The following is a 26,417-nucleotide window of genomic DNA, read 5'->3' as shown; positions in this document are numbered from 1 at the left end:
GGGGGCGCTTAACCGAAGAAGCTCTGGCCGGTTTTGGCCATTTCACGCAGCTTCGCGGTCGGGTGGTACAGCGCGCCCAAATCAGCGTACTGGTCAGCCAGGGCAACGAACTCGGCAACACCGATCGAATCGATGTAGCGCAGCGCACCGCCACGGAATGGAGGGAAACCGATACCGTAGACCAGACCCATGTCGGCTTCGGCGGCGGTTTCAACGATGCCGTCTTCCAGGCAACGCACGGTTTCCAGGCACAGCGGGATCATCATCCAGTTGATGATGTCTTCGTCAGTGACTTCGCGCTGCTCGTAAACGATCGGCTTGAGCACTTCCAGCACCGATGGATCGGCGACTTTCTTCTGCTTGCCTTTCTTGTCGGCCTCGTAAGCGTAGAAGCCCTTGCCGTTTTTCTGGCCCAGGCGCTTGGCTTCGTACAGCACGTCGATGGCCGAACGACGGTCATCCTTCATGCGATCCGGGAAACCTTCAGCCATTACGTCACGACCGTGGTGACCGGTGTCGATGCCGACCACGTCCATCAGGTATGCCGGGCCCATCGGCCAGCCGAATTTTTCCATGACCTTGTCGATACGGACGAAGTCGACACCGGCGCTGACCAGCTTGGCGAAACCGCCGAAGTACGGGAACAGTACGCGGTTGACCAGGAAGCCCGGGCAGTCGTTGACGACGATCGGGTTCTTGCCCATTTTCTTGGCGTAGGCAACGGTGGTAGCAACAGCCAGCTCGCTGGACTTCTCGCCACGGATCACTTCCACCAGCGGCATCATGTGCACCGGGTTGAAGAAGTGCATGCCGACGAAGTTTTCCGGACGCTTGAGGGCTTTCGCCAGCAGGCTGATGGAAATGGTCGAGGTGTTGGACGCGAGGATGGTGTCCTCTTTGACCTGAGCTTCCACTTCAGCCAACACGGCTTGCTTGACCTTAGGGTTCTCGACGACAGCTTCGACCACCAGATCAACGTGACCGAAGTCGCCGTAGGACAGGGTTGGACGAATGGCGTTGAGCACTTCAGCCATTTTCGCAGCGGTCATGCGACCTTTATCAACGCGGCCAACCAGCAGTTTGGCGGCTTCGGCCAGACCCTGCTCGATACCGTGCTCGTTGATGTCCTTCATCAGGATCGGCGTACCTTTGGAAGCCGACTGATAAGCGATACCACCACCCATGATGCCAGCGCCGAGTACAGCGGCCTGCTTCACGTCTTTGGCGATTTCGTCGTAGGCCTTGGCCTTTTTCTTCAGTTCCTGATCGTTCAGGAACAGGCCGATCAAGCTCTGCGCGGCAGAGGTCTTGGCCAGTTTGACGAAGCCGGCGGCTTCGACTTCCAGCGCCTTGTCACGACCGAAGTTCGCGGCTTTCTGGATGGTCTTGATCGCTTCAACCGGCGCCGGGTAGTTCGGGCCAGCCTGACCGGCAACGAAACCTTTGGCGGTTTCGAAAGCCATCATTTGTTCAATGGCGTTCAGCTTGAGTTTTTCAAGTTTCGGCTGACGCTTGGCCTTGAAGTCGAACTCGCCGGAGATAGCGCGCTTGATCAGCTCAAGGGCAGCTTCCTGCAGCTTCTCAGGAGCAACCACGGCGTCGACGGCGCTGACTTTCAGAGCGTCTTCAGGGCGGTTTTCCTTACCGGAGGCAATCCATTCGATGGCGTTGTCGACACCGATCAGACGCGGCAGACGCACGGTGCCGCCGAAGCCTGGGTAGATGCCCAACTTGACTTCCGGCAGACCGATCTTGGCCTTGGTCGACATGACGCGATAGTCGGCCGCCAGGCACATTTCCAGACCGCCGCCCAGTGCGATGCCATTAATGGCCACTACGGTCGGAACGTTGAGGTCTTCGAAATCGCTGAAGATCTTGTTGGCTTCGAGATTGCCAGCAACCAGCTCGGCATCCGGCAGCTTGAAGTTGTCGACAAATTCGGTGATGTCGGCGCCGACGATGAACACGTCCTTGCCACTGCTGACGATCACGCCCTTGATCGAAGCATCTGCCTTGATGGTGTCTACGGCCTGACGCAGTTCGTTCAGGGTTAGACGGTTGAACTTGTTGACGGACTCACCCTTGAGGTCGAATTTCAATTCGACGATGCCACTTTCAAGAGCTTTAACCGTGATGGCTTTACCTTCGTAAATCATCAACTGATCTCCACGATATGGAAGCTGAACAGTACACGTCGGACGCAGGCGAATGGCTCGGCAGGACGCTTTTTCGTCGATGCTAACGCCAATCCACCCGGCACACCCGCCAACGCGATAGTCGGGATTCTGTAGGAGCAGTCTGTAAGACAAACGCTCAATTCATACGCCCGTTTGATTTGGGTACGTCACCTTCACGGAATTTCCGACAATTGTCAATCGCCCAAAATACGGGTTGAAATGCGACTTTGCGGTCATTTCCGTCAGACGAAGACCCGCAACACGCGTCTGCATGTGAAGCCATTCATAGAATCAATAGTTAGAAAAGTCGCCCTAATTCACAGCGGCCTTTGTTTAAAGGGCTACGCTGGGAGGACTGCAGGAAAATGCACTGAGCGCTCCAAGCCCCATCAGCATCAAAAAAGGTTTCCGGCCTGCCTGGCCAACCCCGCCCGATGAATCATGTCGGGCTTTTTATTGCGCGTCTGCCAGACCTTCCACACCATTGCAGTGGGAAAAGTCCGCGCGTTACGCCAGCGCTTTCAGGGTGGCGTCGATATCCTGCAAAACCGTGGCTTCGCCCTTCTCGCCCCAATACAAGGCGATCATCTGCTTGTCTGCCTCGACCTTGAAAACGTTGCCCGGCAACTTTTCGAAATGATTAAGCAGCGCAGGGTCCTCGCAGACCTCCTGCCATTGATTGACCCACACCCCCGGCGATTTCTGCCAGTAAGCCCAGCAGACGGGCTGCTTGCTGCGGCGCGGTCGATGATACTGCGCGCACGGGTTCGGCGGTTCCTGCGCCAGCCAGTGCGGCCATTCCTGAGGCGCCAGTTGCATGGCCAGACCGATGCGGCGCGCCTCCATGCGCAGGGCGATGCGACCGCTTTGCGCGCGCGATGGGCGCAACCACGCCAGCGGACTTAAAACCACAAGCAGGATTGACACCACCAACCAGACCGTCATATCTCTATTCCCAATTCTCGGTGAGCGCATTGTGTCACTTTGGAACCAATGCGCTTGAAACCAGCCATACTTAACAATATTGAAACCTCACGAGGAGCACCTCATGCCCTACCACCACATCCTGGTCGCCGTAGATCTGACCGAAGAGTGCGACCCTGTGATTCACCGCGCCCGCGAGCTATCGGTGAGCAATGGCGCCAAGCTTTCGCTGGTGCATATCGTCGAGCCGATGGCCATGGCGTTCGGCGGCGACGTACCGATGGATCTGTCACAACTGCAACAACAGCAGTTCGATCAGGCCAAGGAGCGTCTGGAGCGTCTGAAAGCCAAATACTCGGAGCTTGAGGGCGCCAACTGCCACCTGACCTATGGCCAGCCACGCCAGGAAATCCATCATTTCGCCAAAGAACAAACGTGCGATCTGATCGTGGTCGGCAGCCATGGCCGCCATGGTCTGGCGCTGTTGCTCGGCTCCACTGCGAATGACGTGCTGCACGGTGCACCATGCGATGTCCTTGCCGTGCACCTGGTCAAACGCTAACCCTTGTGTAGGAGCTGCCGAAGGCTGCGATCTTTTGACGCTGGTTTTAAAAACAAGATCAAAAGATCGCAGCCTTCGGCAGCTCCTACAAAAAGCCCGGCCTCACGCAAATGAGGCCGGGCTTTTTTTATTGCCAGATCAATCAGGCATCGAGCTCGGCCCAACGCTCCATCAACGCATCCAGCTCAGCCTGCAACTGCTCCAGCGAAGCAATCACCTTGGCCGTTTCAGCCGGTGGACGCTGATAGAAACCGCCCTCAGCCATCTCAGCCTCGACAGCAGCAATTTGCTGTTCCTTAGCATCGATATCACCGGGCAACGCTTCCAGCTCGCGCTGCAGCTTGTAGCTCAGCTTCTTCTTGGCCGCCGGGGGAGCAGCGGCAGGTGCTGCAACTACAGCAGGCTCGGCAGTGACCACCGCCGAATTCAGGTCAGCCTTACCCGACTTGCTTTCAGTCACGCCCAACAGGCGCGGCGAACCGCCCTGACGGATCCAGTCCTGATAGCCGCCGACGTATTCACGCACCTTGCCTTCACCTTCGAAGACCAGCGTGCTGGTAACCACGTTGTCGAGGAATGCCCGGTCGTGGCTGACCATCAGCACGGTGCCGTTGAAGGTCAGCAGCACTTCTTCGAGCAGCTCGAGGGTTTCCACGTCGAGGTCGTTGGTCGGTTCGTCGAGGACCAGCAGGTTCGCCGGTTTGCTGAACAGTTTGGCCAGCAGCAGACGCGCACGCTCACCACCCGACAGCGCCTTGACCGGCGTGCGGGCACGCTGCGGGCTGAACAGGAAGTCGCCGAGGTAGCTCAGCACATGACGGCTCTGACCGTCGATATCGATGAAGTCGCGACCTTCAGCGACGTTGTCGATTACGGTCTTTTCCAGATCCAGCTGATGACGCAATTGGTCGAAGTACGCCACGTCGATGCGCGTGCCCTCTTCCACTTTGCCGCTGGTCGGTTGGAGACCGCTGAGCATCAGCTTCAGCAACGTGGTCTTGCCGGTACCGTTGGCGCCGAGCAGACCGATACGGTCGCCGCGCGTCAGGACCATCGAGAAATCCTTGATCAGGAACGGGCCGCCCGGGTGAGCGAAACTCACGTTCTCGAGGACCATCACCTGCTTGCCGGACTTGTCGGCCGTGTCCAACTGAATGTTGGCCTTGCCAGTGCGCTCACGACGTTCGCTACGCTCGACGCGCAACGCTTTCAGGGCGCGGACGCGGCCTTCGTTGCGGGTGCGGCGGGCCTTGATACCTTGGCGGATCCAGACTTCTTCCTGGGCCAGTTTCTTGTCGAACAGTGCGTTGGCGGTTTCTTCAGCGGCCAGCGCAGCTTCTTTGTGCACGAGGAAGCTGGCGTAGTCGCCGTTCCAGTCGATCAGGCCACCGCGATCCAGTTCGAGGATGCGCGTAGCAAGGTTTTGCAGGAAAGAACGGTCGTGCGTGATGAACAGCACGGCGCCCTGGAAATCTTTCAGCGCTTCTTCGAGCCAGGCAATCGCACCGATGTCCAGGTGGTTGGTCGGTTCGTCGAGCAGCAGCAGATCCGGCTCGGACACCAGCGCCTGTGCCAGCAGCACGCGACGACGCCAGCCGCCGGACAACTGGGCGAGGGTCTTGTCGGCCGGCAGTTGCAGGCGGCTCAAAGTGCTCTCGACCAGAGTCTGCAAGCGCCAGCCATCACGGGCTTCGAGGTCTTGCTGAACGTGCATCAGCTTGTTCAGGTCTTCTTCAGTGACGCAGTTCTGCGCAAGGTGATGGTATTCGGCGAGCAACGCGCCCACGCCATCAAGGCCTTCAGCGACCACGTCGAACACCGTCCGATCGTCGGCCACTGGCAATTCTTGCGGCAATTCGCCGATTTTCAGACCGGGGGCACGCCACACCGAGCCTTCATCGGGCTTCTGGTCGCCCTTGACCAGTTTCATCATGCTGGACTTGCCAGTGCCGTTGCGGCCGATGATGCACACCCGCTCACCACGGGCGATCTGCCAGGACACCTTGTCCAACAACGGCATAGCGCCGAACGCAAGGGACACATCGCTGAATTTGAGCAGGGTCATGAGCTTCTCCAAAAACCGGGCGCGCATTCTACCTGAGTTAGGGCTTCAGCAGGCCGGCAATTTGTCTGTCGAAGCACTCTGCACAACATTTGTTGCGAACTTGTGCTGCGAGGCCCGCAAAGCTTTCGCCGCTTGCTGGCAAAAGGCTAAGCTACAGACAATTCAGTGCTGATTCGTGTCGGCACTTGTCATGATTTCTCTGCCCGGATGTCTCATGCGCAGTCGCCTTTTCAGTGTCTTGTCCTGCTTGCTACTTACCGCCACTGCCGCTCAATCCGCCCAGGCGGTGGACCTGTCCACCCAACGCCAGTATTACGATGAAGCCAAGCGCGCCTTGGCCAAGGGTGATACCGGCCCGTATTTCCGCTACAGCCAGGCGCTGGCCGATTATCCGCTGGAACCGTATCTGGCTTACGACGAACTGACCGCGCGTCTGAAGTCCGCGAGCAATGCGGAAATCGAGAAATTCCTCGCCGAACACGGTGACCTGCCCCAGGCCAACTGGATGAAACTGCGCTGGTTGCGCTGGCTCGCCGACCGCGGCGACTGGGCGACCTTCGTCAAGTATTACGACCCGAAACTCAACTTCACCGAGCTGGATTGCCTCAATGCGCAATACCAGATCACTCACGACAAGAAAGCCGAGGGTTACGCCAACGCCGACAAGCTGTGGCTGACGGGCAAATCGCAACCCGCCGCCTGTGACGCGCTGTTCGGGATTTGGGCCGCCGATGGTCAGCTCACTGAGCAGAAACGCTGGGAGCGCACCAAACTCGCCGCTCAGACGCGTAACTATCCCCTGGCCAACAGCCTGGTCAACGGCCTGACCACCCTCGCCCCGCGCGGCCGTTTACTGGTGGATGTGGCGCAAAAGCCGGAACTGCTCAATCAACCTTCGCGCTTCACCCCGGCCGATGAGCCGATGTCCGATGTGGTCAGCCTCGGCCTGCGCCGCCTCGCTCGTCAGGATCCTGACAAGGCCATGGCGCTGCTCGACGGGTATGCCAGCAGCATGCATTTCTCTCGCGATGAAAAAGTCGCGATCGCCCGGGAAATCGGCTTGACCCTCGCCCGTCGTTTCGACAGCCGTGCGCTGGACGTGATGACCAAATACGACCCGGAGCTGCGCGACAACACCGTTTCAGAATGGCGCCTGCGCTTGCTGTTGCGTCTGGCGCGCTGGGACGATGCGTATCAGTTGACCCGCCGCCTGCCGCAGGATCTGGCCACCACCAATCGCTGGCGCTACTGGCAGGCGCGCAGTCTGGAACTGGCCCAGCCGCAGAACCCGGAAGCGCAGACCCTGTACAAAAACCTTGCGCGCGAACGTGATTTCTACGGTTTCCTCGCCGCCGACCGCTCGCAATCGCCGTACTCGCTGAACAACAAGCCGTTGGTCCTCAGCCAAGCGCTGATCAACAAGGTGCGCAACACTCCAGGCGTACGCCGCGCGCTGGAATTCCACGCCCGCGGACAGATCGTCGACGGTCGCCGCGAGTGGTATCACGTCAGCCGCCACTTCAATCGCGATGAAATGGTTGCCCAGGCAAAACTCGCCTATGACTTGAAGTGGTACTTCCCGGCGATCCGCACCATCAGCCAGGCGCAGTACTGGGACGATCTGGATATCCGCTTCCCGATGGCTCACCGCGAAACGCTCGTGCGTGAAGCCAAGGTACGTGGCCTGCATTCCAGTTGGGTGTTTGCCATCACCCGCCAGGAAAGTGCCTTCATGGACGACGCCCGTTCCGGCGTCGGCGCCAGCGGCCTGATGCAACTGATGCCCGGCACCGCCAAGGAAACCGCACGCAAATTCAGCATCCCGTTGGCTTCACCGCAGCAGGTGCTTGATCCGGACAAGAACATCCAGCTCGGCGCCGCTTACCTGAGCCAGGTGCACAGCCAGTTCAACGGCAACCGCGTCCTCGCCTCCGCCGCCTACAACGCAGGCCCTGGGCGTGTGCGCCAATGGCTGCGCGGTGCTGATCACCTGAGCTTCGACGTCTGGGTGGAAAGCATTCCGTTCGATGAAACCCGTCAGTATGTGCAGAACGTGCTGTCTTATTCGGTGATCTACGGCCAGAAGCTCAACTCGCCACAGCCGCTGGTGGATTGGCATGAGCGGTATTTTGATGATCAGTAACCGGTAATGCCGGTTACGTAGGAGCTGCCGAAGGCTGCGATCTTTTGATTTTGCAAAAAAATGCCCGCATTTTCATGCGGGCATTTTTAGATCAAAAGATCGCAGCCTGCGGCAGCTCCTACAGGTGCCTATAGACCGATCATCCCCCGATGCAAGCAATTCCCATCAGAGTTGATCAGCCGTGACTTTTCCATCATTGAACTGCAACGCCGCCAACCGCGCATACAGCGGATTGCTGGCAATCAGCTCCTGATGAGTACCAATGGCCACAAGCTTGCCCTGATCCATCACCGCAATCCGGTCAGCGTTTTTCACCGTGGCCAGTCGATGCGCGATCACCAGTGTGGTGCGGTTCTGCATCAGGCTTGGCAGCGCTTCCTGAATCAAGTGTTCGCTCTGCGCATCGAGGGCGCTGGTGGCTTCGTCCAGCAGCAGGATCGGTGCGTCGACCAGCAACGCCCGGGCAATCGCCAGACGCTGACGCTGACCACCGGAAAGACCGAGGCCACCATCGCCGAGATGGGTCTGGTAACCGTTGGGCATTTTCTCGATGAAGTCGTGGGCGTGAGCAATTTTTGCCGCGTCCTTGACTTGCTCCAGCGTCGCCCCCGGATTGCCGTAACGAATATTCTCTTCAACGCTGCCGAAAAACAGCGCCGGTGACTGCGAGACCAAAGCGAAGTGACGGCGCAGGTCCAGCGGATCGAGGCTGGTCAGCGGCACACCATCGATCAGGATCCGCCCCTCCAGCGGGTCATAGAAGCGCAACAGCAAGTCATACACCGTGGACTTGCCGGCGCCTGACGGCCCCACCAGCGCGAGTGTTTCGCCCGCCCGAATGGTCAGATTCAAGCCGTTGACTGCGTAGCTTTCCGGACGCGAAGGGTAGGAAAAACGCACGTCCTGCAATTGCAATTCGCCCCGCACGCGCTCCGGCAGGGTCACAAGCCCGGCGGTTGGCGGCTGGATGATATTTTCCGAACCGAGCAGTTCAGCGATTCGCTCGGCGGCACCCGCCGCGCGCTGCAGTTCGCCAATCACCTCACTCAACGTGCCAATCGCACTACCGACAATCAGGCTGTAAAAAACAAACGCCGCCAGCTCACCACCGGTGATGCGCCCGGCGATCACGTCCATACCGCCGACCCACAACATCACCGCCACCGCACCGAGCACCAGCACGATCACCATGGTGATCATCCACGAACGCTGAAAGATGCGTTTGCGCGCCGTGTCGAACGCGTCCTCGACCGTCGTCGCAAAACGACGCTCGTCCTGGACTTGATGGTTGTAGGCCTGCACGGTTTTGATCTGGCCAAGAGTCTCGGAAACATAGCTGCCGATATCGGCGACGCGGTCCTGGCTCAGCCGCGACAGATTGCGTACGCGTCGGCCGAAAATCAGGATCGGCGCGACCACGAACGGCAAGGCAATCACCACGATGCTGGTGAGTTTTGCGTTGGTCACGAACAGCAGGATGACACCGCCAATCACCATCAGCAGGTTGCGCAGGAACATCGACAGCGACGAGCCGATCACCGATTGCAGCAGCGTCGTGTCAGCGGTCAGTCGCGACTGGATCTCCGAACTACGGTTGTTCTCGTAGAAGCCGGGATGCAGATAGACCAGGTGATTGAACACCTCACGGCGAATATCGGCAACGCAACGCTCGCCGATCCACGACACCCAGTAAAACCGCGCGAACGTGCCGACCGCCAGACCCAGCACCATCAGCATGAAGATGCCGATGCTCTGGTTGAGCTGGTGCGGCGACTGAGTCATGAAGCCGCGGTCGACCAACAGTTTGATCCCCTGCCCCATCGACAACGTGACGGCGGCGGTGACGATCAACGCCAGCAGCGCAGCGATGACTTGCCAGCGATAAGGGGCCAGAAATCGAGTGGTCAGACGCAGGGCGCGCTGGTGCCTTGAAGAAAGCTTCGGGGTCATTCAGGTACGCATCCGTGTTGATGAAAGGGCTAGCGTAAACCTTCTTTGGGTTGGAACTCTGTAAATCACAATGAGTCAGGTTAAATATGCCCCCAAAGACTAGGCCATAGTTACTATTGGTCTAAAGTCCCGGTTGAGACGAGCGGTCGTTTCTGTTTGAGTGGAGATGCCCCCCACTGACAGACCGCAGGGAGTTGTCACAGCCCGGTCACGTGGCGGTTTTACCCTAGGCACACAACCTGATGAGGAGACAGGCCATGTCCTTGCAACACAGCAGCGAAGACAAAATTGAAGTGATCCGCACCAAGCCAGGCCAATCTCTGGGTTGCTCGATACTGGATAAGGATGGGCGTGAAGTACCGATCACTGAAGAGATGATCCAGCAAGCCTGCAGCGAGCTGGAGAAGCGATTGGTCAAGCCTGCCGAACAAGAGTGATATAGCCACCGTCTTCCTGACCCGGCCCCTTTGGCCGGGTTTTTTCTGTCTGCAGATCAGGTATTTGTGGGGCGGCCTTCGCGAGCAGGCTCGCTCCCACAGGGGATCTTCAGTGAATCACAGATCTATGTGGGAGCGAGCCTGCTCGCGAAAGGGCCGACTCGGTTTCTAGACAGCCACCGCTCCCAGCGCCGCCACGATCCTCGCCAACTCTGGCGACGCCCCTTCAATCCGCACCTTCAGCCCTTCAATCTCACGGCGCACTGGGTACTGCTTGCGCAACACATCGAACGCCGCACGCTGCTCGCCGACATTGCCTACAAGGCTGCGGCGAAAATCCGCATCATCGCGGCGCGGGTCGTACACACCACGGCACAACATCGCCAGCGCCCAGGCAGGATCACTGTCGCCATGCAGGGTCACTTGTGACAACCACGGTGACGGCAGCAACTCGCTGAGTTGAATACTCGCTGGCTGGCCGATGAATTGGCAGTAAGCCTGATAGATCTGCGCCGTTCCGCGCTGTTTGCCATCAAGGCTGTAACCGGCAATGTGCGGTGTGGCCAATACGCAGAGATCAGCCAGTGCAACATCGACTTCAGGCTCAGCTTCCCAGACGTCGAGAACGGCTTGCAGGTCTTCACGCTCCAGTAGCACTTCTCGCAGGGCTACGTTATCCACCACTGGACCACGCGCCGCGTTGATCAACCACGCACCGGGCTTGAGCTGCTGCAAACGCTGCTGATCGAACAGATGCCAAGTTGCCCCGTCGCCGCTGCGAGTCAATGGCGTGTGCAGACTGATCACATCGCACTGCTCGATGATCTGCTCCAGGCTTACGTAATCGCCGTCCTCGGCAGCCTGACGTGGCGGATCGCAGACTTTGACATTCCAGCCCAGGCCCTTCAGGACCTTGATCAGGCGCCCCCCCACCTCACCCGCGCCGACAACGCCGTAGGTGCGTTGAGTCAGATCGACGCCTTCGATTTCGGCGAGCGTCATCAGGCTGCCCAGCACGTAATCAACCACACCTCGGGCATTGCAGCCGGGAGCGCTCGACCAGCTGATGCCGGCCTCATTGAAGTACTCGAGATCCAGATGATCAGTACCAATGGTGCAGGTGCCGACAAAGCGAACCTTGCTGCCCTCCAGCAACGCGCGGTTGACGTTGGTCACCGAGCGCACAAGCAACACGTCGGCCTGCTCGACCGTCGCTCGGTCGATGGAACGGCCCGGGACCCGGCGGATCTCGCCGAAACCGGCAAAAAAGGCATCGAGCAGCGGGATATTTTCGTCGGCAACAATCAGCATGGCGGGCTCCTTAGGCGGATCGGCAGTTTAGGTGCAGATCAGTCGCCGGGCCAGCAGGCTTTGCGCTTACAAATCCGCAACAGAGGATTTTTCCTGACCAAGGCGTCAGCGGCGTAGAATGCGGCGCCTTGCGCATCAACACCTGTGGACGCTTTGCCCGTGAATTCTGTAACTGATCAACCTGTCGCTGTTTCCCTGACCCGCCCCGCGCGTATTCGCCTGGAGTTCAAGAACCTGCTCGCCCTGGCGTTGCCGATCATCATCGCGCAACTGGCGACCACGGCCATGGGCTTCGTCGATGCGGTGATGGCTGGCCGCGTCGGGCCGAAAGATCTGGCGGCCGTGGCGCTGGGCAACTCGATCTGGGTGCCGGTGTTTCTGCTGATGACCGGCACGCTGCTGGCAACGACGCCGAAAGTCGCCCAGCGTTTTGGCGCCGGTACGCACAGCGAAATCGGCCCGCTCGTGCGTCAGGCGCTGTGGCTGGCGCTGGTGGTAGGACTGATCGCGACGGCGATGCTGGTCGCCGCCGAGCCGGTGCTGCACCTGATGAAGGTCGATCCCGAGCTGATCGGCCCGTGCATGCAATACCTGCACGGCATCGCCAGCGGCCTGCCGGCGGTGGCGTTCTATCACGTGCTGCGCTGCACCAGTGACGGCATCGGCCGCACGCGTCCGGCAATGGTGCTGGGCCTGTGCGGTCTGGCGCTGAATATTCCGCTGAACTACATCTTCATCTATGGCCACTTCGGCGTGCCGGCCATGGGCGGCGTTGGCTGCGGCTGGGCCACGGCCATCGTGATGTGGGTGATGGCGCTGGGGCTGGCCGGTTATGAGCGTTGGGCTCCGGCTTATCGTTCGAGCGAGATTTTCAGCCGTTTCGACTGGCCGCAATGGGCAGTGATCAAGCGTCTGCTGGCGATTGGTCTGCCGATCGGCATCGCGGTGTTTGCCGAGTCGAGCATTTTTGCCGTGATCGCGCTATTGATCGGCAGCCTCGGCGCTACCGTAGTGGCCGGGCACCAGATTGCGCTGAACGTCAGTTCGCTGGTGTTCATGATTCCCTACTCATTGGGCATGGCGGTGACCGTGCGTGTCGGTCAGGCGTTGGGCCGCGAAGAACCGCGTGAGGCGCGCTTTGCCGCTGGCGTCGGTATGGGCACCGCGCTGGCCTACGCCTGTCTGTCGGCGAGCATGATGCTGTTGCTGCGCGAGCCGATTGCGGCGATCTACACCGCTGACCCGACGGTGATTCACATTGCGGCGATGCTGATTGTGTACTCGGCGCTGTTCCAGTTTTCCGACGCGATTCAGGTGACCGCTGCCGGCGCACTGCGCGGTTATCAGGACACGCGGGTGACGATGATCCTGACCCTGTTCGCCTATTGGGGGATTGGTTTGCCGGTGGGTTACGCCCTCGGCCTGACCGACTGGCTCGGCGAGCCACGCGGCCCGAGCGGCTTGTGGCAGGGTCTGATCGTTGGCCTGAGCTGCGCGGCGTTGATGCTGTCGATTCGGTTGACGCGTAGCGCGCGCAAACGTATTCGGATCAGTCGCTCGGCGGGCTGAACCCTTTAAACCGGGACAAAAAATGTGCGAGCCAGCCTGCTGGCGAATGCGGTGTATCAGTCGCCATTGATAGTGACTGAGATACCGCTTTCGCGAGCAGGCTCGCTCCCACATTTGGTTTTGCGTTCGCCTGGGATTCAGGCGTGTTTCTTACGGATCCAGTACAGGTAAGTACCGGCCTCTTCGTGCTGGCTCACCAACTGATGGTCGAGAAACACGCAGAATTTGGGGATATCGCGTTTGGTCGAGGGATCGGTGGCGATCACTTTGAGCAGGCCGCCGGGCACCAGATCACGAATGTGTTGATGCAGCATCATCACCGGTTCCGGGCAATTGAGGCCGGTGGCGTCAAGGGTGCCGTCGACCGGGGTATCGATCATTTCACTCATGATTCACTCCTGAAACTGGCAGGCATTATCACGCATTGCCGGGTATTCGGTCATCTGTGGCGTTACGCCACACCCCTGTAGGAGCTGCCGAAGGCTGCGATCTTTGCTTTTCAAGATCAAAAGATCGCAGCCTGCGGCAGCTCCTACAGGGTTTTGTGTTGTTTCAGCGGGATTTGGCTTTCTTGGTATCGTGGCGACGCAAGTGGCAGGTCACTTCTTCGCGGTCGTGATACAGCTGTTTGCAGCCGATATCGACCTTGATCCCGCGCGCCTTGAAACCATCGGCAATGCGTTCGAGCAAACGCTTCACCTCGGCATAACGCTGCTTCATCGGCAACTTCAGATTAACCACGGCCTCGCGGCAATGCCCCTCGCCGATCCACTCTTCGAGCATCGCGGCGTTGCGCGCCGGTTTCTCGACGATGTCGCAGACCATCCAGTCCACCGGTTGCTTAGGCTTGAAGGTAAAACCGTCGGCCATCAAGTGCTGCACCAGACCAGTGTCCATCAGACTTTCGGCCATCGGGCCATTGTCGATGGCGGTCACCAGCATGCCGCGATTGACCAGTTGCCAAGTCCAGCCGCCCGGCGCGGCGCCGAGGTCAACGCCAGTCATGTCGCTGTGCAGGCGATCTTCCCACTGATCCCGCGGAATGAAGTGGTGCCACGCTTCTTCCAGCTTCAGCGTCGAACGGCTTGGCGCTTCACGCGGGAACTTCAGGCGCGGAATGCCCATTGGCCACATCGCCGAGTTACCGGCATCGGCCATCCCCAGAAACACTTCACGACCGCTCTTGAAGGTCAGCAGCAGACGCGGCTTGCTGGCGTCCTCCACCAGTTTACCGGCGCCGGTCAGCGCCTTGCGCAGCGGGCCTTCAAATTTCTTGCAGAAATTCGACAGCTCTTTGCCGTCATTGGTGTCGACGACTTCCAGCCACAGACCGCCGCACACCGGGAAATCGGCCATGTGCGCGAGGATCACGCTGATGCGGTCGTTTTCCGGCAGATCGATGAAAACCCCGCGCGCCCATTGGCGCGGAAAGATCAGCTCGGCGAAGCGCTGACCGCGCATAAGGCGCTCGGCGCCGTCTTCTTCGGTGCAGACGAATTCGGCGCACGCGGTGGCCGCTTTGGCTTTGGCGTAGCCGGCCACATTGAGTTGGGCGGCGAGGTCGGAAATCTCCGAACAGACTTCGCCTTCGAAGCCTGGCCGGCAATGCATGAATAGGGTGTTCATTCTTACTCCTGGGCAGAGGGCGGTGATTCGGCCCCTGCGCGATGCTCAGGCCTTGCGCTGAAGCAAAGCCTGTCACGAAAACCGGCGCATGATAGCCGATGTCGGAACCTTGGACTTGCCCATAGAGTCCAGTTATTAGCCAGCTAATGAAAACAGGGCTACGTTGATAGCTCTGCCCGTCCCCTCAATCCGTAGCCGTGCGGATTCAAAGGAGTGATTGTAATGCCGTCCCTCGATAGCCTGAAAACGCTCAAAACCCTGCAAATCGACGACAAGACCTACCACTATTTCAGTTTGTCGGATGCCGCCAAAAGCCTGGGCGACCTCGACAAGCTGCCGATGTCGCTGAAAGTCCTGCTGGAAAATCTGCTGCGCTGGGAAGATGAAAAAACTGTCACCGGCGCCGACCTCAAGGCCATTGCCGCGTGGCTCAAGGAGCGCCGCTCCGACCGCGAAATCCAATACCGCCCCGCCCGCGTCTTGATGCAAGACTTTACCGGCGTTCCCGCCGTGGTCGACCTCGCCGCCATGCGCGCAGCGATGGCCAAGGCCGGCGGCGATCCGCAGCGAATCAATCCGTTGTCGCCAGTGGATCTGGTGATCGACCACTCGGTAATGGTCGACAAGTTCGCCACCGCCAGCGCTTTCGAACAGAACGTCGACATCGAAATGCAGCGCAACGGCGAACGTTATGCGTTCCTCCGTTGGGGCCAGAGCGCTTTCGACAATTTCAGCGTGGTGCCGCCGGGCACCGGCATCTGCCACCAGGTCAACCTCGAATACCTCGGCCGCACCGTGTGGACCAAGGATGAGGACGGCCGCACTTATGCGTTCCCCGACACGCTGGTCGGTACCGATTCGCACACAACGATGATCAACGGCCTCGGCGTACTCGGCTGGGGCGTCGGCGGGATCGAAGCCGAAGCGGCAATGCTCGGGCAACCGGTGTCGATGCTGATTCCGGAAGTGATCGGCTTCAAACTGACCGGCAAACTGAAGGAAGGCATCACCGCTACCGACCTGGTGCTGACCGTCACGCAGATGCTGCGCAAGAAAGGCGTGGTCGGCAAATTCGTCGAGTTCTACGGCGACGGTCTCGCTGATCTGCCCCTGGCCGACCGTGCGACCATCGCCAACATGGCCCCGGAATATGGCGCGACGTGCGGCTTCTTCCCGGTTGATGACGTGACTTTGGAATATCTGCGCCTGTCCGGGCGGCCGCCGGAAGTGGTCAAACTGGTCGAGGCCTACACCAAGGCTCAGGGCTTGTGGCGTCTGCCCGGTCAGGAGCCGGTGTTCACCGACAGCCTCGCGCTGGACATGGGCAGCGTCGAAGCGAGTCTGGCCGGACCGAAACGTCCACAGGATCGCGTCTCCCTGCCGAACGTGCCGCAAGCCTTCAGCGATTTCATCGATCTGCAATTCAAACCCACCAGCAAGGAAGAAGGACGCCTGGAAAGCGAAGGCGGTGGCGGTGTCGCGGTAGGCAATGCCGATCTGGTCGGGGAAACCGAATACGAATACGAAGGCCACACCTATCGCCTGAAAAACGGCGCCGTGGTCATCGCCGCGATCACTTCTTGCACCAATACCTCCAACCCGAGCGTGATGATGGCCGCTGGGTTGCTGGCGAAAAAAGCCGTGGAGAAAGGGCTGACCCGCAAACCGTGGGTGAAGAGTTCGCTGGCGCCGGGTTCGAAAGTGGTCACCGACTACTACAAGGCTGCGGGGTTGACGCAATACCTCGATCAGCTCGGGTTTTCACTGGTCGGCTACGGCTGCACCACCTGCATCGGCAACTCCGGACCGCTGCCGGAACCGATCGAGAAAGCCATCCAGAAAGCCGATCTCACCGTGGCATCCGTGCTCTCCGGTAACCGCAACTTCGAAGGCCGCGTGCATCCGTTGGTGAAAACCAACTGGCTAGCCTCGCCGCCCTTGGTGGTCGCCTACGCTTTGGCCGGCAGCGTACGCAGCGACATCAGCAGCGAACCGCTGGGCGAAGATCAGCAAGGCAATCCGGTGTATCTGCGGGATATCTGGCCAAGCAGCAAAGAGATCGCCGATGCGGTGAATCAGGTCAGCACGGCAATGTTCCACAAGGAATACGCCGAGGTGTTCGCCGGTGATGAACAGTGGCAGGCCATCGAGGTGCCGCAAGCGGCGACTTACGTGTGGCAGGACGATTCGACCTACATCCAGCATCCGCCGTTCTTCGACGACATTTCCGGGCCGCTGCCGGAAATCAAGGATGTCAAAGGTGCACGGATGCTGGCCCTGCTGGGTGATTCGGTGACCACCGACCATATCTCCCCCGCTGGCAACATCAAGGCCGACAGCCCGGCCGGGCGTTATCTGCGCGAAAAAGGCGTGGAACCACGGGACTTCAACTCTTACGGCTCACGGCGCGGCAACCATGAAGTGATGATGCGCGGCACCTTCGCCAACATCCGTATTCGCAATGAAATGCTCGGCGGTGAAGAAGGTGGCAACACGATCTACATTCCGACCGGCGAGAAACTGGCGATCTACGACGCGGCGATGAAGTATCAGGCCTCGGGCACGCCGCTGGTGGTCGTTGCTGGGCAGGAATACGGCACCGGTTCCAGCCGTGACTGGGCGGCCAAGGGCACCAATCTGCTGGGGGTGAAAGCGGTGATCGCGGAAAGCTTCGAGCGGATCCACCGTTCCAATCTGGTGGGCATGGGTGTGCTGCCGCTGCAGTTCAAGCTTGATCAGAACCGCAAGAGCCTCAACCTCACCGGCAAGGAAACCTTTGAGATTCTGGGGCTGACCGGCGTCGAGCTGACTCCGCGGATGAATTTGCCGCTGGTCATCACCCGTGAGGATGGGCGTCAGGAGAAAATCGAGGTGTTGTGCCGCATCGATACGTTGAACGAGGTTGAATACTTCAAGTCAGGCGGGATTCTGCATTACGTCCTGCGCCAATTGATCGCCTCGTAACGCACAAACCAATGTAGGAGCTGCCGCAGGCTGCGATCTTTTGATCTTGCTGTTAAAAGCCAAAGTCAAAAGATTGCAGCCTGCGGCAGCTCCTACATACAGGCGAAAAAAAACCCGCCGAAGCGGGTTTTTCCCAAGACCATTATCGACTCCCTGTCGGCAGCGATCCTTGCAAATGGTCGATCATCCGTGATCCTGAAACACTCCCTGTGTCTCAGTTGATGTGTGTAGATTACCCAGTGGATCCAATCTGCAATAGTCGTAAAAGCTACCAGTGCGTGTAAGACATTCGCCATAGCAACCCTTCCGAAAACCCTTAGCCGTGTCAGGCATCGAGCATGGAAGCGGCGATCTGTGCGACTTTCAGCTGCCCTGAGGCTTGCTCCAGCGCGTCATCCTCCAGAAACCACGCAGCCGACAAACCGGCGAATGCCAGCACCCACTGCAGCAGCCTGCGGCGATCAAGCCCGGCAGCCTCGACAATCACATCCAGCTGTCGGCGAAAGCGCGCGGGATCCGTGGCCGTCGGCAAGTCCGGGTTACAAATCAGGTTGGCGTAGTCAAAACCACGCTCGCCCCTCACCCGCTTCGGATCGATGGCCAACCAGCCACGCGATTGGAAATCCAGAACATTGTCGTGATGCATGTCGCCGTGCAGCACCACCACGTCCTGTGGATCGGCGAGGAGGGTTTCGGCGGTTTGCAGGCTCAGGCTGTAGAGACCGTCATGTTGGGCAGCAGCAACTCGCAGCGAAGCAAACCATGGCCCCAACTCCACCAGCGGCGGCGGTAGTGTTACGCGCGGTGCATGCAATCGCGCCAGCGCCGAACACAGAATCCGGCTCGCCTCGTCATCTTCGCCATTCACTGCCATGTGCATCAGCGAGCGTCGGCCCATGGCGCGTTCCATCAGCAGGCCATTCTCGTGATGAGCCAACACTCGCGCAGCGCCATCACCGTCCCACCAGGTCATCAGCCGATTGCCGTAATTCTCGTCGATATCCAGCGCCAACTTGAGCATGGCCGGCGTGTCGTTCAGGCGTACCGGCAACAAACGGCTGCCGGGCGTGATGATCGGCGCGCCGTCCGGCACCAGTGCCCAGCGCTTCAGCCAAGGTTCGAAAATATCAGCCACCGTCACGCTCGCGGGCCTTGGCGCTCTCGGCAAGAAACTGTTCGAGCCGGCTCAACTGCTCCTCCCAACCACGACTGTCCATGTAATACGCCTCTTTCTGGCGAATGTCGGGAATGTGCGCGAAGCCTGATTCGGACACTTTCAGCAACGTACCGCTCTCGAAATCTTCCAGCTCGAACCTGACCAGCGTGGTCGGCTCCTGGGAATAGTCGATCTTCGGATTGACCGCATACGGATGCCAGCGGAACGAAAACAACTGCTGCGGCTCAACCCGCTCGATCAGCACATTCCACAACACATGTTCATAACCCGGATACGTGACCTGCCCCTGCGTCCATTCACCGGCAATAAACCGCCGGCCCTCCAGCGCCACACCAAACCACTGGCCAAACGCCTCGGCATCGACCAATGCACGCCAGACATGCGAACGCGGCGCCTTGAGCGTGATTTTGCGTTCGAAACTATTGGGTACTGGTTTCATACGTCACCTCCTGTTCTGAACACTAGGCTTGTATGACCACATGTCCAATGTGAAGTTGTATCAGAGCGGTGCAGTCGTTCATCAGCGAGGACACATCAAGCTGCACTTTTTGACCGGTACTGTGATGGATCCAGGCACCCCAAGACCAACGAAACTGTTACCTTTTCCAGCGAATTTGAATCAACAAGGACGAATCATGCCGCCATCCCTCGCCGAACGTTACCGCGGTGCCCTGCTTGGTCTGGCATGCGGCGACGCTGTCGGTACTACGGTTGAGTTCAAACCACGGGGATCATTCCAACCGTTGACCGATATGGTCGGCGGTGGCCCGTTCCACCTCAAGCCGGGGCAGTGGACCGATGACACCTCCATGGCCCTGTGTCTGGCCGAAAGCCTGCTGAACAAGAATGGATTCAATGCTGCCGATCAGATGGGCCGCTACCTCAACTGGTGGCAATGGGGCTATCTCAGCTCGACCGGTGAGTGTTTCGATATCGGCATGACCGTCAGCCAAGCGCTCGCGCAATATCAGCAAACCGCGGATCCCTTCGCTGGCTCTACCGACCCTTATAGCGCCGGCAACGGTTCACTGATGCGCTTGGCTCCGGTGGTGCTGTTCTACTTTCCCGACGCTCGGCAAATCCAGAGCTTTGCCGCCGACAGTTCGCGAACCACCCACGCGGCACCGGAAGCCATCGAATGTTGCCAATTGTTGGCCGGGTTGATTGCCAGAGCGCTTGAAGGTGCGGGCAAAGCAGAACTGCGTCAGCTGCCCTTCGCCAGCTTCTCGCAACCCAGGGTCGCCGCCATTGCGCGTGGCGATTACCTCGTCATGTCCGAGACGGACATCAAAGGTAATGGCTACAGCGTGCAGTCACTGGAAGCGGCGTTGTGGTGCTTTCACCAGACGGACAGCTTCGAAGCGGCCATTTTGCGAGCGGCCAACCTGGGTGATGACGCCGATACCACCGCCGCGATCACCGGCCAGTTGGCCGGCGCCTATTACGGCGTCCGGGGCATTCCTGCACATTGGCTGGAAAGGCTGCACGATGGTGAAGAGATTGCGGCGACAGCCGACCGTTTGCTCGACGCCTCCCGACTGCGCCTGCCTGAATAAGCGCGAAGAGACGCTACACTGCTCGGCACTTATCTTCGATACAGCGAGAATTGACCATGCCCCCACGCCTGCTTCTGGCCCTCACGCCCTTCCTGTTCGCCCCCCTCGCCCATGCCGCTGTCGACTGCGCCAATGCCAGCGACCAGGCGACAATGAATCAGTGTGCCGGGCAGGACTTCAAAGCGGCGGACAAGGAGTTGAATGTGGTTTATCAGCAGATCACCGGGCGTTTGAAGGACAACCCGGATGGCAAGAAGCTGTTGGTCAGTGCGCAACGGGCGTGGCTGGGGTTTCGGGACGCCGAGTGCAAGTTCTCATCGTCCGGGGTAACAGGCGGGAGCGTTTATCCGTGGGTTTACAGCAGTTGCCTGACCGGGGTGACCAAAGTGCGGGTCGAGGCGCTAAAACAGTATTTGAAGTGTGAAGAAGGTGACATGAGCTGCCCGGTGCCCGGGGCCTGATTTTTTGCGGCGGTTTTGAGAGATCTTACGCGAGCAGGCTCGCTCCCACATTGGAGCGCATTTCAAATGTGGGTCAACGCCCGTTCAACGCGTTGCGCGTGATCATGTTTTGCTCAGGCCGATACGACTCGGCCCTGCGCACACTCGCACACACGACAGGAGCACCGCTGCGTAGACTCTCCTCAAGCACCTGCCGTAGCCGCAACAAGCCCTCTCGTTGTACCGCCAGGTTGGCCTCGATCTGGCGTATCTCATCCATACGGATATCGATTTGCTCGATGGTCAACGATTTCGAACAACTCCCGTCCTCCAGGAACAAGCCCCGTATGGTATCGAGAGAGAATCCCAGCCGCTGGGCATCGCGCACCAGAATCAATCGCGCGACCGCCGCCTCGCCATAGTGACGATACCCGTTGGTGTCACGGGTAGAAGGCTCCAGCAAACCCTGCTCCTCGTAATAGCGTATTGCCGAAGCAGCAACACCTGTGCGCTTGGAAACCTCTCCAATCTTCATAAAAGAGCTTGACCTTCAAGTTGGCTTTAATCGTTAGCATAAGCTCAGGCTCAGCACGACAGCCAGTCGTTCTTGACCGACCTGAACATCTTTCACCTTCGGAATTTGATGATGAGCAAACTGACAGAACTGCTGAAATGGCGCTACGCAACGAAAAAGTTCGATCCATCCCGGACAGTGTCCGATGAAAAAATCGAGCGCATTCTGGAGGCGGTGCGGTTAACGCCGACATCAAGTGGACTGCAGCCCTTTGAATTGCTCGTAGTGACCAATGCAGAGATTCGCGAAAAGATTAAAGCCGTCAGCTGGAACCAGCAGCAGGTTACCGACTGCTCTCACTTGTTGGTGTTCGCCGCGTGGGATGACATCACTGCCGAGCGGGTCAACATGATGTTTGACTTGACTAACGAAGTTCGCGGAACCGTTAACGAAGGATGGGAGAATTACCGTCAGATGCTGCTGGGCATTGTCGCTGGACGTGGCAAGGAGGCTAATTATCAGGCGGCTGCACGGCAGGCTTATATTGGTTTGGGCTCGGCGTTGATCGCCGCGGCATTTGAAGAAGTCGATGCCACACCGATGGAAGGTTTCGACCCGGCAGCCATCGATGAAATCCTCGGACTCGCGGCCCGCAACCTGCGCAGCGTGGTGATTCTGCCGCTGGGGCATCGAGCCACTGAGGGAGACTGGCTGGTCAACTTGAAAAAGGTTCGCCGCTCGCGGGAAAACTTCATTACCGAAATCAAGTAAACCCGGTAAGAGCGGGCGACTCAAACATGCCTGTGGCGTGTGTCCCGCTCTAATCAATCCCTGACCCCGTCATCGAAACCAGCGGCCACCGAGCGGATCGCGTCCCTCCTGCGCTCTCGACTTGTTTCGAATTCGAGAGCCTATCGACATTGAAATCCCCGCAAAACGATTGAACTGAGGTTCAGTCTTTCGCCCCGCCATTCGATACCAGCGGTGTTCTTCACAAAACAAGAACAATTTATTATTGCCATTCGATAATTTAGCATCGAGAATTAGTCATTCCCAATGACACCGCAAGGATTTTTCATGAGTACTCGTAACAACGGATTGGCACTGCAGCGCATGCATTGGGTCGGACTACTGGCAGCGATTCTTGTCTGGGTTTTGGGGGTGACCGAGGTCGGTGGCAACGCTTCGATCTGGTTCTTCAAAACGGATGAAATGCTCGCGGCGCTGCTCTACGCTTTCGCCGAAAATTCGCCGCAATTGCTCGACCCGTTTGTCGAAGGAGCCCTGCTTGCCCCCGACACATGGCTCTCGCCACTGGTGACTGCATTGCTCGTCGTTCTGGATTTCCTGCCCGTCCTGCTTTCGACCTACGTGCTCTGGCTGACTGGGTTGTTTTTCCTGCGCTTGTCCCGCGGCGAAACCTGGACCGAGCGCAACATCAAGGTGCTATGGCGAGTGGGGATTCTGTGCATCATTTCCCCGGCCGCCTACCCGCTGGTAGAGACATTGCAAGGTTTGGCCCTGTCTATTGATCTGCCGCCAGGGGATCGTATTTTTCAGTTCTCGGTCGGCCTGTCTTCCACTTCTGCCTACGAGATTGTCAAAGGCGTATTGCTCTGTTTGTTTTCAATTATCATGCGCGATGCAAAAGTACTCAGCGATGAGCAAAGCCAATACATATAGAACAATACAATGACCATTATCGTCCGCCTTGACGTTGTCATGGCCACGCAAAAAATTCGCTCGAAAGAGTTGGCCAGCCTGCTGGGCATTACCGAGGCCAACCTGTCATTACTGAAAAATGGCAAGGTCAAGGGCGTGAAAATGGCCACCCTGGACAAGCTCTGCGCAGCACTCGATTGCCAGCCAGGCGATTTGCTGGAATACCAGAAAGACTGAGCCTTGCGCATCCGCGCGAGTTAATTGTCGTCAGTCCACACCGTTTAACTCTTATTCAATCCTTAGTTTGTAAGGCGGCTTTGTCATGACCCGGTTTTTATTCTGCGCGCTGTTTTTACTGACAGCGTTGATCAGCGGCTGCGCCACGCAAATGGACGTGGCGCTAAATGCCACACCTGATCCGGATTATCATTTTGATCGAAAGGCGACTGTACTGGTGACGTCTGTAGGCGGCAGTGACGAAAACGCGCTGAATGCACGTTACTATCTTCGCGACATGGTTAATGCGCTGAAAGACAGGGGCTTCCAAGAGGTTTATACCGACGCCAGTCTGCCGAAGAACCATGCGCCGATCAAAATGACCATCAGCCTCGATGTCGGCAGCCGACAGGTGACTTACCGTTATACCGCCACCGAGTACGGGCAAGTGCCGACCAGCACCTCTACCGTGTGCAAGACCAGCAAGAAAAAGGATGACCGGCTAACGTGCACGAGTAAACCAAACACGACCTATGGCCCGATAGGCACCTCGGAACGAACCGGTTACACCACGCTCAGTACCTTCATTGCCAGTGCCCGGGATGAGGCCAGCAAACGCACGGTCTACCTACTGCGCGCTTCCTCCTATAACGAGGACTGCCAGTCCGCCAAGGTCGAAGACTTTCTGGTGGAGCAAGGCTTGCAGAACCTGAATTTCGAGGACCGTGTGCAGCGCAACTACACCGTCACGATGCCCGAGGGTTACCGCTGCAAGTAGGCACTCCAGTGCAACTCACAACCTCGGCTTAACCAGCATGAGCCGAGGCTGCGAACCGTTAGACGTGCGGGTCTCCAGGCGCCTTGGTCGGCGCCGCGTATTGCGGTTTGAGGTGGCCATCCTGATCCAGTAACCAGGCGTCCATGATCTGCCGCACCACAGGGCCGGCAACACGACCACCAGCCTCACCGTTTTCGATCATCACCGAAATCGCAATTTTCGGATGCTCGGCCGGCGCGAAGCCAACGAACAGGGCGTTATCGCGGTGGCGCTCGAGGGTTTTCTCGCGGTTGTAGCGCTCGCCCTGCTTGATCGCCACCACTTGCGCCGTACCACTTTTGCCAGCGATACGGTATTGCGCACCGGCCGCGGCCGCACGAGCGATGCCTCGGGCATCGTGCATCACCATCTGCATGCCGTGATTGACCTGCTCCCAGTCTCGCGGATCCTTGAGCTGGATGTTCGGCATCGGATGCTCGTCGACCGGAGCGACACCGTCTACGGTCTTGGCCAGGTGCGGCCGGTTCCATACACCTTTGTTGGCAATCAATGCCGTGGCCTGAGCCAGTTGCAGCGGCGTGACCTGCATGTAGCCCTGACCGATGCCGAGGATGACCGTTTCACCGGGGAACCAGGCTTGCCGGCGAGTCGCGCGTTTCCACGCTTGCGATGGCATCAGGCCGGGCGACTCTTCAAACATGTCCAGCGAGACCTTCTCGCCGAGGCCGAACATCGCCATGTAATCGTGCAGACGATCGATACCGAGTTTGTGCGCCAGGTCGTAGAAGTAGGTGTCGTTGGAACGCATGATCGCCGCGTCCATGTCCACCCAGCCGTCGCCGCTGTGGTTCCAGTTGCGGTACTTGTGATCGAAGTCCGGGAGCTGGTAATAACCGGGGTCGAAGACGCGGGTTTGCGGCGTCACCACACCGGCATCGAGGCCGGCGATGGCCACTTCTGGCTTGATGGTCGACCCCGGTGCGTAGAGACCGCGCAGTACACGGTTGAACAGCGGCCGGTCGATCGAATCTCGCAGTGCCGAATATTCCTTCGAGCTGATACCGGTGACGAAGAGATTCGGATCGAAGCTGGGATTGCTGACCATGGCCAACACTTCACCAGTCGACGGATCGAGCGCTACCACTGAACCACGACGATCGCCAAGCGCGGCTTCGGCAGCTTCCTGCAGCTTGATGTCGAGGCTCAGGACAATGTTCTGACCGGGGACCGGGTCGGTGTGTTTGAGCACTCGGAGTACGCGTCCTTGGGCGTTGGTTTCCACCTCTTCGTAACCAACGTGGCCGTGTAGCTGCGCTTCATAGAAACGTTCGATGCCGGTTTTGCCAATGGATTGGGTACCGCGATATTCGACCGAGTCGAGGGTCTTGGATTCTTTTTCGTTGATCCGGCCGACGTAACCGATCGAGTGGGCGAAGTGCGCGCCAAGTGGGTAATGGCGGACGAACTGCGGCTCGACATCCAGGCCCGGGAGGCGGAACTCGTTGACGGCCAGTACGGCAATTTGCTCTTCGGTCAGCTCATAGAACAGCGTCACCGGCGTAAAAGGGTGGCGGGACTGCTTCATGGCTTTGTCGAAGACGGTGCGATCTTCTGCAGGCAGGTGCAGGAGATTGATGACTTCATCCAGTTCTTGATTGACGTCGGTGGCGCGTTCGCGGGTGATGGTCAGGTTGAAACTGGGACGGTTATCCGCGAGCAGCACGCCATTACGGTCGTAGATCAAACCGCGTGTCGGCGGGATCGGCAAGACGTGGACGCGATTGTTTTCGGAGATGGTCGAGTGGTAGTCGAATTCCACCACTTGCAAGATGTACAGGCGCACGACCAGGGCGCAGCTGACGGCGAAGACGAACATGGCGCAGGCGATCAACCGTTTGTTGACCAGACGCGTCTCTTTTTCGTGATCCTTTATCGGGATGGGTTCAGGCATTTCTACAGCAACTCTTTGACATAAATGAGTGCCGATCCTTGGGCAGGACATCAGTCCATTAAAAAACGAGCTGCACCATACCAAAAACTGCCCGGTCACTCAGAAGGAATTTCCCCAATGGCGTCTCTGCGACGGTTGGGGGCAGGTCAATGCGCTGGAAAATCTTTCCTGCGGGCAAAACAAAACCCCAACTGCTTTCGCAATTGGGGTTTCGGAATTTAATCTTGACGATGACCTACTCTCACATGGGGAAACCCCACACTACCATCGGCGATGCATCGTTTCACTGCTGAGTTCGGGATGGGATCAGGTGGTTCCAACGCTCTATGGTCGTCAAGAAATTCGGGTACTGAGTCGTGGCCAGATGGCCTCGCTTCAGCAAATTGGGTATGTGA

General features: G+C 58.6%; 22 protein-coding genes and 1 rRNA gene. 11 read left to right on the top strand and 12 right to left on the bottom strand.

The genetic code is table 11. The features are described 5' to 3' along the window. Positions 1-8: 8 nt before the first annotated feature. Positions 9-2,156: a fatty acid oxidation complex subunit alpha FadB gene (gene fadB / locus M5G26_RS17565; protein ID WP_273916071.1), complete on the bottom strand. Its 2,148-nt coding sequence runs from the start codon at positions 2,154-2,156 to the stop codon at positions 9-11. 528 nt (positions 2,157-2,684) lie between these two features. After that, complete coding sequence (locus tag M5G26_RS17560; RefSeq protein WP_273916070.1) at positions 2,685-3,122, bottom strand: hypothetical protein; 438 nt, start codon at positions 3,120-3,122, stop codon at positions 2,685-2,687. 103 nt (positions 3,123-3,225) lie between these two features. Here M5G26_RS17560 and M5G26_RS17555 point away from each other — a divergent pair, with 103 nt between their 5' ends. Then, the gene (locus M5G26_RS17555; RefSeq protein WP_077573839.1) at positions 3,226-3,663 is read left to right on the top strand and encodes a universal stress protein; all 438 of its coding nucleotides are present in this window, start codon (positions 3,226-3,228) and stop codon (positions 3,661-3,663) included. 142 nt (positions 3,664-3,805) lie between these two features. Here the strand turns inward: M5G26_RS17555 and M5G26_RS17550 are convergent, their stop codons facing one another. Further along, positions 3,806-5,728 (bottom strand): ATP-binding cassette domain-containing protein, encoded by a 1,923-nt coding sequence (locus M5G26_RS17550; RefSeq protein ID WP_273916069.1) that lies wholly within the window; start codon positions 5,726-5,728, stop codon positions 3,806-3,808. 214 nt (positions 5,729-5,942) lie between these two features. On the opposite strand from M5G26_RS17550, the gene M5G26_RS17545 reads away from it, so the two are divergent. After that, positions 5,943-7,871 (top strand): transglycosylase SLT domain-containing protein, encoded by a 1,929-nt coding sequence (locus tag M5G26_RS17545; protein ID WP_273916068.1) that lies wholly within the window; start codon positions 5,943-5,945, stop codon positions 7,869-7,871. Positions 7,872-8,036: 165 nt separating this feature from the next. Here the strand turns inward: M5G26_RS17545 and M5G26_RS17540 are convergent, their stop codons facing one another. Beyond that, positions 8,037-9,821 (bottom strand): ABC transporter transmembrane domain-containing protein, encoded by a 1,785-nt coding sequence (locus M5G26_RS17540; RefSeq protein ID WP_150694599.1) that lies wholly within the window; start codon positions 9,819-9,821, stop codon positions 8,037-8,039. 257 nt (positions 9,822-10,078) lie between these two features. Here M5G26_RS17540 and M5G26_RS17535 point away from each other — a divergent pair, with 257 nt between their 5' ends. Next, positions 10,079-10,258 carry a PA1571 family protein gene (locus M5G26_RS17535; RefSeq protein WP_038369402.1) on the top strand — a complete coding sequence of 60 codons (180 nt, stop codon included), beginning with the start codon at positions 10,079-10,081 and terminating at the stop codon, positions 10,256-10,258. A gap of 168 nt (positions 10,259-10,426) precedes the next feature. Here M5G26_RS17535 and pdxB read toward each other — a convergent pair whose 3' ends face one another. Then, positions 10,427-11,569 carry a 4-phosphoerythronate dehydrogenase PdxB gene (gene pdxB / locus M5G26_RS17530; protein ID WP_273916067.1) on the bottom strand — a complete coding sequence of 381 codons (1,143 nt, stop codon included), beginning with the start codon at positions 11,567-11,569 and terminating at the stop codon, positions 10,427-10,429. Between the two features lie 159 nt (positions 11,570-11,728). Here pdxB and M5G26_RS17525 point away from each other — a divergent pair, with 159 nt between their 5' ends. Continuing rightward, the gene (locus M5G26_RS17525) at positions 11,729-13,138 is read left to right on the top strand and encodes an MATE family efflux transporter (RefSeq protein ID WP_007910428.1); all 1,410 of its coding nucleotides are present in this window, start codon (positions 11,729-11,731) and stop codon (positions 13,136-13,138) included. Positions 13,139-13,275: 137 nt separating this feature from the next. On the opposite strand, the gene tusA is transcribed toward M5G26_RS17525, so the two are convergent. Together tusA and rlmM are read right to left on the bottom strand one after the other, a co-directional pair. After that, positions 13,276-13,527 carry a sulfurtransferase TusA gene (gene tusA / locus M5G26_RS17520; protein ID WP_273916066.1) on the bottom strand — a complete coding sequence of 84 codons (252 nt, stop codon included), beginning with the start codon at positions 13,525-13,527 and terminating at the stop codon, positions 13,276-13,278. Between the two features lie 163 nt (positions 13,528-13,690). Further along, complete coding sequence (gene rlmM, locus M5G26_RS17515; protein ID WP_273916065.1) at positions 13,691-14,764, bottom strand: 23S rRNA (cytidine(2498)-2'-O)-methyltransferase RlmM; 1,074 nt, start codon at positions 14,762-14,764, stop codon at positions 13,691-13,693. A gap of 222 nt (positions 14,765-14,986) precedes the next feature. On the opposite strand from rlmM, the gene acnA reads away from it, so the two are divergent. After that, positions 14,987-17,728 (top strand): aconitate hydratase AcnA, encoded by a 2,742-nt coding sequence (acnA, locus tag M5G26_RS17510; protein ID WP_273916064.1) that lies wholly within the window; start codon positions 14,987-14,989, stop codon positions 17,726-17,728. A gap of 325 nt (positions 17,729-18,053) precedes the next feature. Here acnA and M5G26_RS17505 read toward each other — a convergent pair whose 3' ends face one another. Beyond that, positions 18,054-18,869, bottom strand: coding sequence for an aminoglycoside phosphotransferase family protein (locus M5G26_RS17505; RefSeq protein ID WP_273916063.1), 816 nt, complete (start codon positions 18,867-18,869; stop codon positions 18,054-18,056). Continuing rightward, positions 18,856-19,344 (bottom strand): SRPBCC family protein, encoded by a 489-nt coding sequence (locus tag M5G26_RS17500; RefSeq protein ID WP_093433632.1) that lies wholly within the window; start codon positions 19,342-19,344, stop codon positions 18,856-18,858. Before M5G26_RS17500 ends, M5G26_RS17505 begins: the two co-directional genes overlap by 14 nt. A 196-nt stretch (positions 19,345-19,540) precedes the next feature. Between M5G26_RS17500 and M5G26_RS17495 the strand changes: the two genes are divergently transcribed. Together M5G26_RS17495 and M5G26_RS17490 are read left to right on the top strand one after the other, a co-directional pair. Continuing rightward, the gene (locus M5G26_RS17495; protein WP_273916062.1) at positions 19,541-20,461 is read left to right on the top strand and encodes an ADP-ribosylglycohydrolase family protein; all 921 of its coding nucleotides are present in this window, start codon (positions 19,541-19,543) and stop codon (positions 20,459-20,461) included. Between the two features lie 56 nt (positions 20,462-20,517). Beyond that, positions 20,518-20,922 carry a lysozyme inhibitor LprI family protein gene (locus M5G26_RS17490; protein ID WP_273916061.1) on the top strand — a complete coding sequence of 135 codons (405 nt, stop codon included), beginning with the start codon at positions 20,518-20,520 and terminating at the stop codon, positions 20,920-20,922. A 73-nt stretch (positions 20,923-20,995) separates the two neighbouring features. Here the strand turns inward: M5G26_RS17490 and M5G26_RS17485 are convergent, their stop codons facing one another. Next, positions 20,996-21,436, bottom strand: a complete 441-nt coding sequence (locus tag M5G26_RS17485; RefSeq protein WP_273916060.1) for a MerR family transcriptional regulator — start codon at positions 21,434-21,436, stop codon at positions 20,996-20,998. A gap of 111 nt (positions 21,437-21,547) precedes the next feature. On the opposite strand from M5G26_RS17485, the gene M5G26_RS17480 reads away from it, so the two are divergent. From M5G26_RS17480 to M5G26_RS17465, 4 genes are all read left to right on the top strand, one after another. Further along, entirely contained in the window at positions 21,548-22,186 is a 639-nt protein-coding gene (locus M5G26_RS17480; protein WP_134177071.1) for an NAD(P)H-dependent oxidoreductase, read from the top strand. 306 nt (positions 22,187-22,492) lie between these two features. After that, positions 22,493-23,098 (top strand): hypothetical protein, encoded by a 606-nt coding sequence (locus tag M5G26_RS17475; RefSeq protein ID WP_038369423.1) that lies wholly within the window; start codon positions 22,493-22,495, stop codon positions 23,096-23,098. Between the two features lie 9 nt (positions 23,099-23,107). Further along, on the top strand, positions 23,108-23,314 hold the full coding sequence (locus M5G26_RS17470; RefSeq protein ID WP_007910409.1) for a helix-turn-helix domain-containing protein: 207 nt from the start codon (positions 23,108-23,110) through the stop codon (positions 23,312-23,314). 85 nt (positions 23,315-23,399) lie between these two features. Then, complete coding sequence (locus M5G26_RS17465) at positions 23,400-24,071, top strand: hypothetical protein (protein WP_150694607.1); 672 nt, start codon at positions 23,400-23,402, stop codon at positions 24,069-24,071. A gap of 58 nt (positions 24,072-24,129) precedes the next feature. On the opposite strand, the gene mrdA is transcribed toward M5G26_RS17465, so the two are convergent. Together mrdA and rrf are read right to left on the bottom strand one after the other, a co-directional pair. Continuing rightward, complete coding sequence (gene mrdA / locus M5G26_RS17460; protein ID WP_134177073.1) at positions 24,130-26,022, bottom strand: penicillin-binding protein 2; 1,893 nt, start codon at positions 26,020-26,022, stop codon at positions 24,130-24,132. 222 nt (positions 26,023-26,244) lie between these two features. After that, a 5S ribosomal RNA gene (gene rrf, locus M5G26_RS17455) occupies positions 26,245-26,360 on the bottom strand. Between the last annotated feature and the right edge of the window lie 57 nt (positions 26,361-26,417).

Source organism: Pseudomonas sp. TNT2022 ID642 (assembly GCF_028656995.1).
Classification (GTDB): domain Bacteria; phylum Pseudomonadota; class Gammaproteobacteria; order Pseudomonadales; family Pseudomonadaceae; genus Aquipseudomonas.
The sequence above is the reverse complement of the archived record's forward strand: the minus strand, read 5'-3'. Positions and strand labels throughout refer to the sequence as shown.

Coding starts and splice junctions, on each gene's coding strand:
- acnA (WP_273916064.1), top strand. CDS start 14,987: ATGCCGTCCCTCGATAGCCTGAAAACGCTCAAAACCCTGCAAATCGAC.
- M5G26_RS17465 (WP_150694607.1), top strand. CDS start 23,400: ATGACCCGGTTTTTATTCTGCGCGCTGTTTTTACTGACAGCGTTGATC.
- M5G26_RS17485 (WP_273916060.1), bottom strand. CDS start 21,436: ATGAAGATTGGAGAGGTTTCCAAGCGCACAGGTGTTGCTGCTTCGGCA.
- M5G26_RS17470 (WP_007910409.1), top strand. CDS start 23,108: ATGACCATTATCGTCCGCCTTGACGTTGTCATGGCCACGCAAAAAATT.
- fadB (WP_273916071.1), bottom strand. CDS start 2,156: ATGATTTACGAAGGTAAAGCCATCACGGTTAAAGCTCTTGAAAGTGGC.
- mrdA (WP_134177073.1), bottom strand. CDS start 26,022: ATGCCTGAACCCATCCCGATAAAGGATCACGAAAAAGAGACGCGTCTG.
- M5G26_RS17540 (WP_150694599.1), bottom strand. CDS start 9,821: ATGACCCCGAAGCTTTCTTCAAGGCACCAGCGCGCCCTGCGTCTGACC.
- tusA (WP_273916066.1), bottom strand. CDS start 13,527: ATGAGTGAAATGATCGATACCCCGGTCGACGGCACCCTTGACGCCACC.
- M5G26_RS17480 (WP_134177071.1), top strand. CDS start 21,548: ATGAGCAAACTGACAGAACTGCTGAAATGGCGCTACGCAACGAAAAAG.
- M5G26_RS17535 (WP_038369402.1), top strand. CDS start 10,079: ATGTCCTTGCAACACAGCAGCGAAGACAAAATTGAAGTGATCCGCACC.
- M5G26_RS17495 (WP_273916062.1), top strand. CDS start 19,541: ATGCCGCCATCCCTCGCCGAACGTTACCGCGGTGCCCTGCTTGGTCTG.
- pdxB (WP_273916067.1), bottom strand. CDS start 11,569: ATGCTGATTGTTGCCGACGAAAATATCCCGCTGCTCGATGCCTTTTTT.
- M5G26_RS17500 (WP_093433632.1), bottom strand. CDS start 19,344: ATGAAACCAGTACCCAATAGTTTCGAACGCAAAATCACGCTCAAGGCG.
- M5G26_RS17555 (WP_077573839.1), top strand. CDS start 3,226: ATGCCCTACCACCACATCCTGGTCGCCGTAGATCTGACCGAAGAGTGC.
- M5G26_RS17550 (WP_273916069.1), bottom strand. CDS start 5,728: ATGACCCTGCTCAAATTCAGCGATGTGTCCCTTGCGTTCGGCGCTATG.
- M5G26_RS17490 (WP_273916061.1), top strand. CDS start 20,518: ATGCCCCCACGCCTGCTTCTGGCCCTCACGCCCTTCCTGTTCGCCCCC.
- M5G26_RS17560 (WP_273916070.1), bottom strand. CDS start 3,122: ATGACGGTCTGGTTGGTGGTGTCAATCCTGCTTGTGGTTTTAAGTCCG.
- M5G26_RS17545 (WP_273916068.1), top strand. CDS start 5,943: ATGCGCAGTCGCCTTTTCAGTGTCTTGTCCTGCTTGCTACTTACCGCC.
- rlmM (WP_273916065.1), bottom strand. CDS start 14,764: ATGAACACCCTATTCATGCATTGCCGGCCAGGCTTCGAAGGCGAAGTC.
- M5G26_RS17475 (WP_038369423.1), top strand. CDS start 22,493: ATGAGTACTCGTAACAACGGATTGGCACTGCAGCGCATGCATTGGGTC.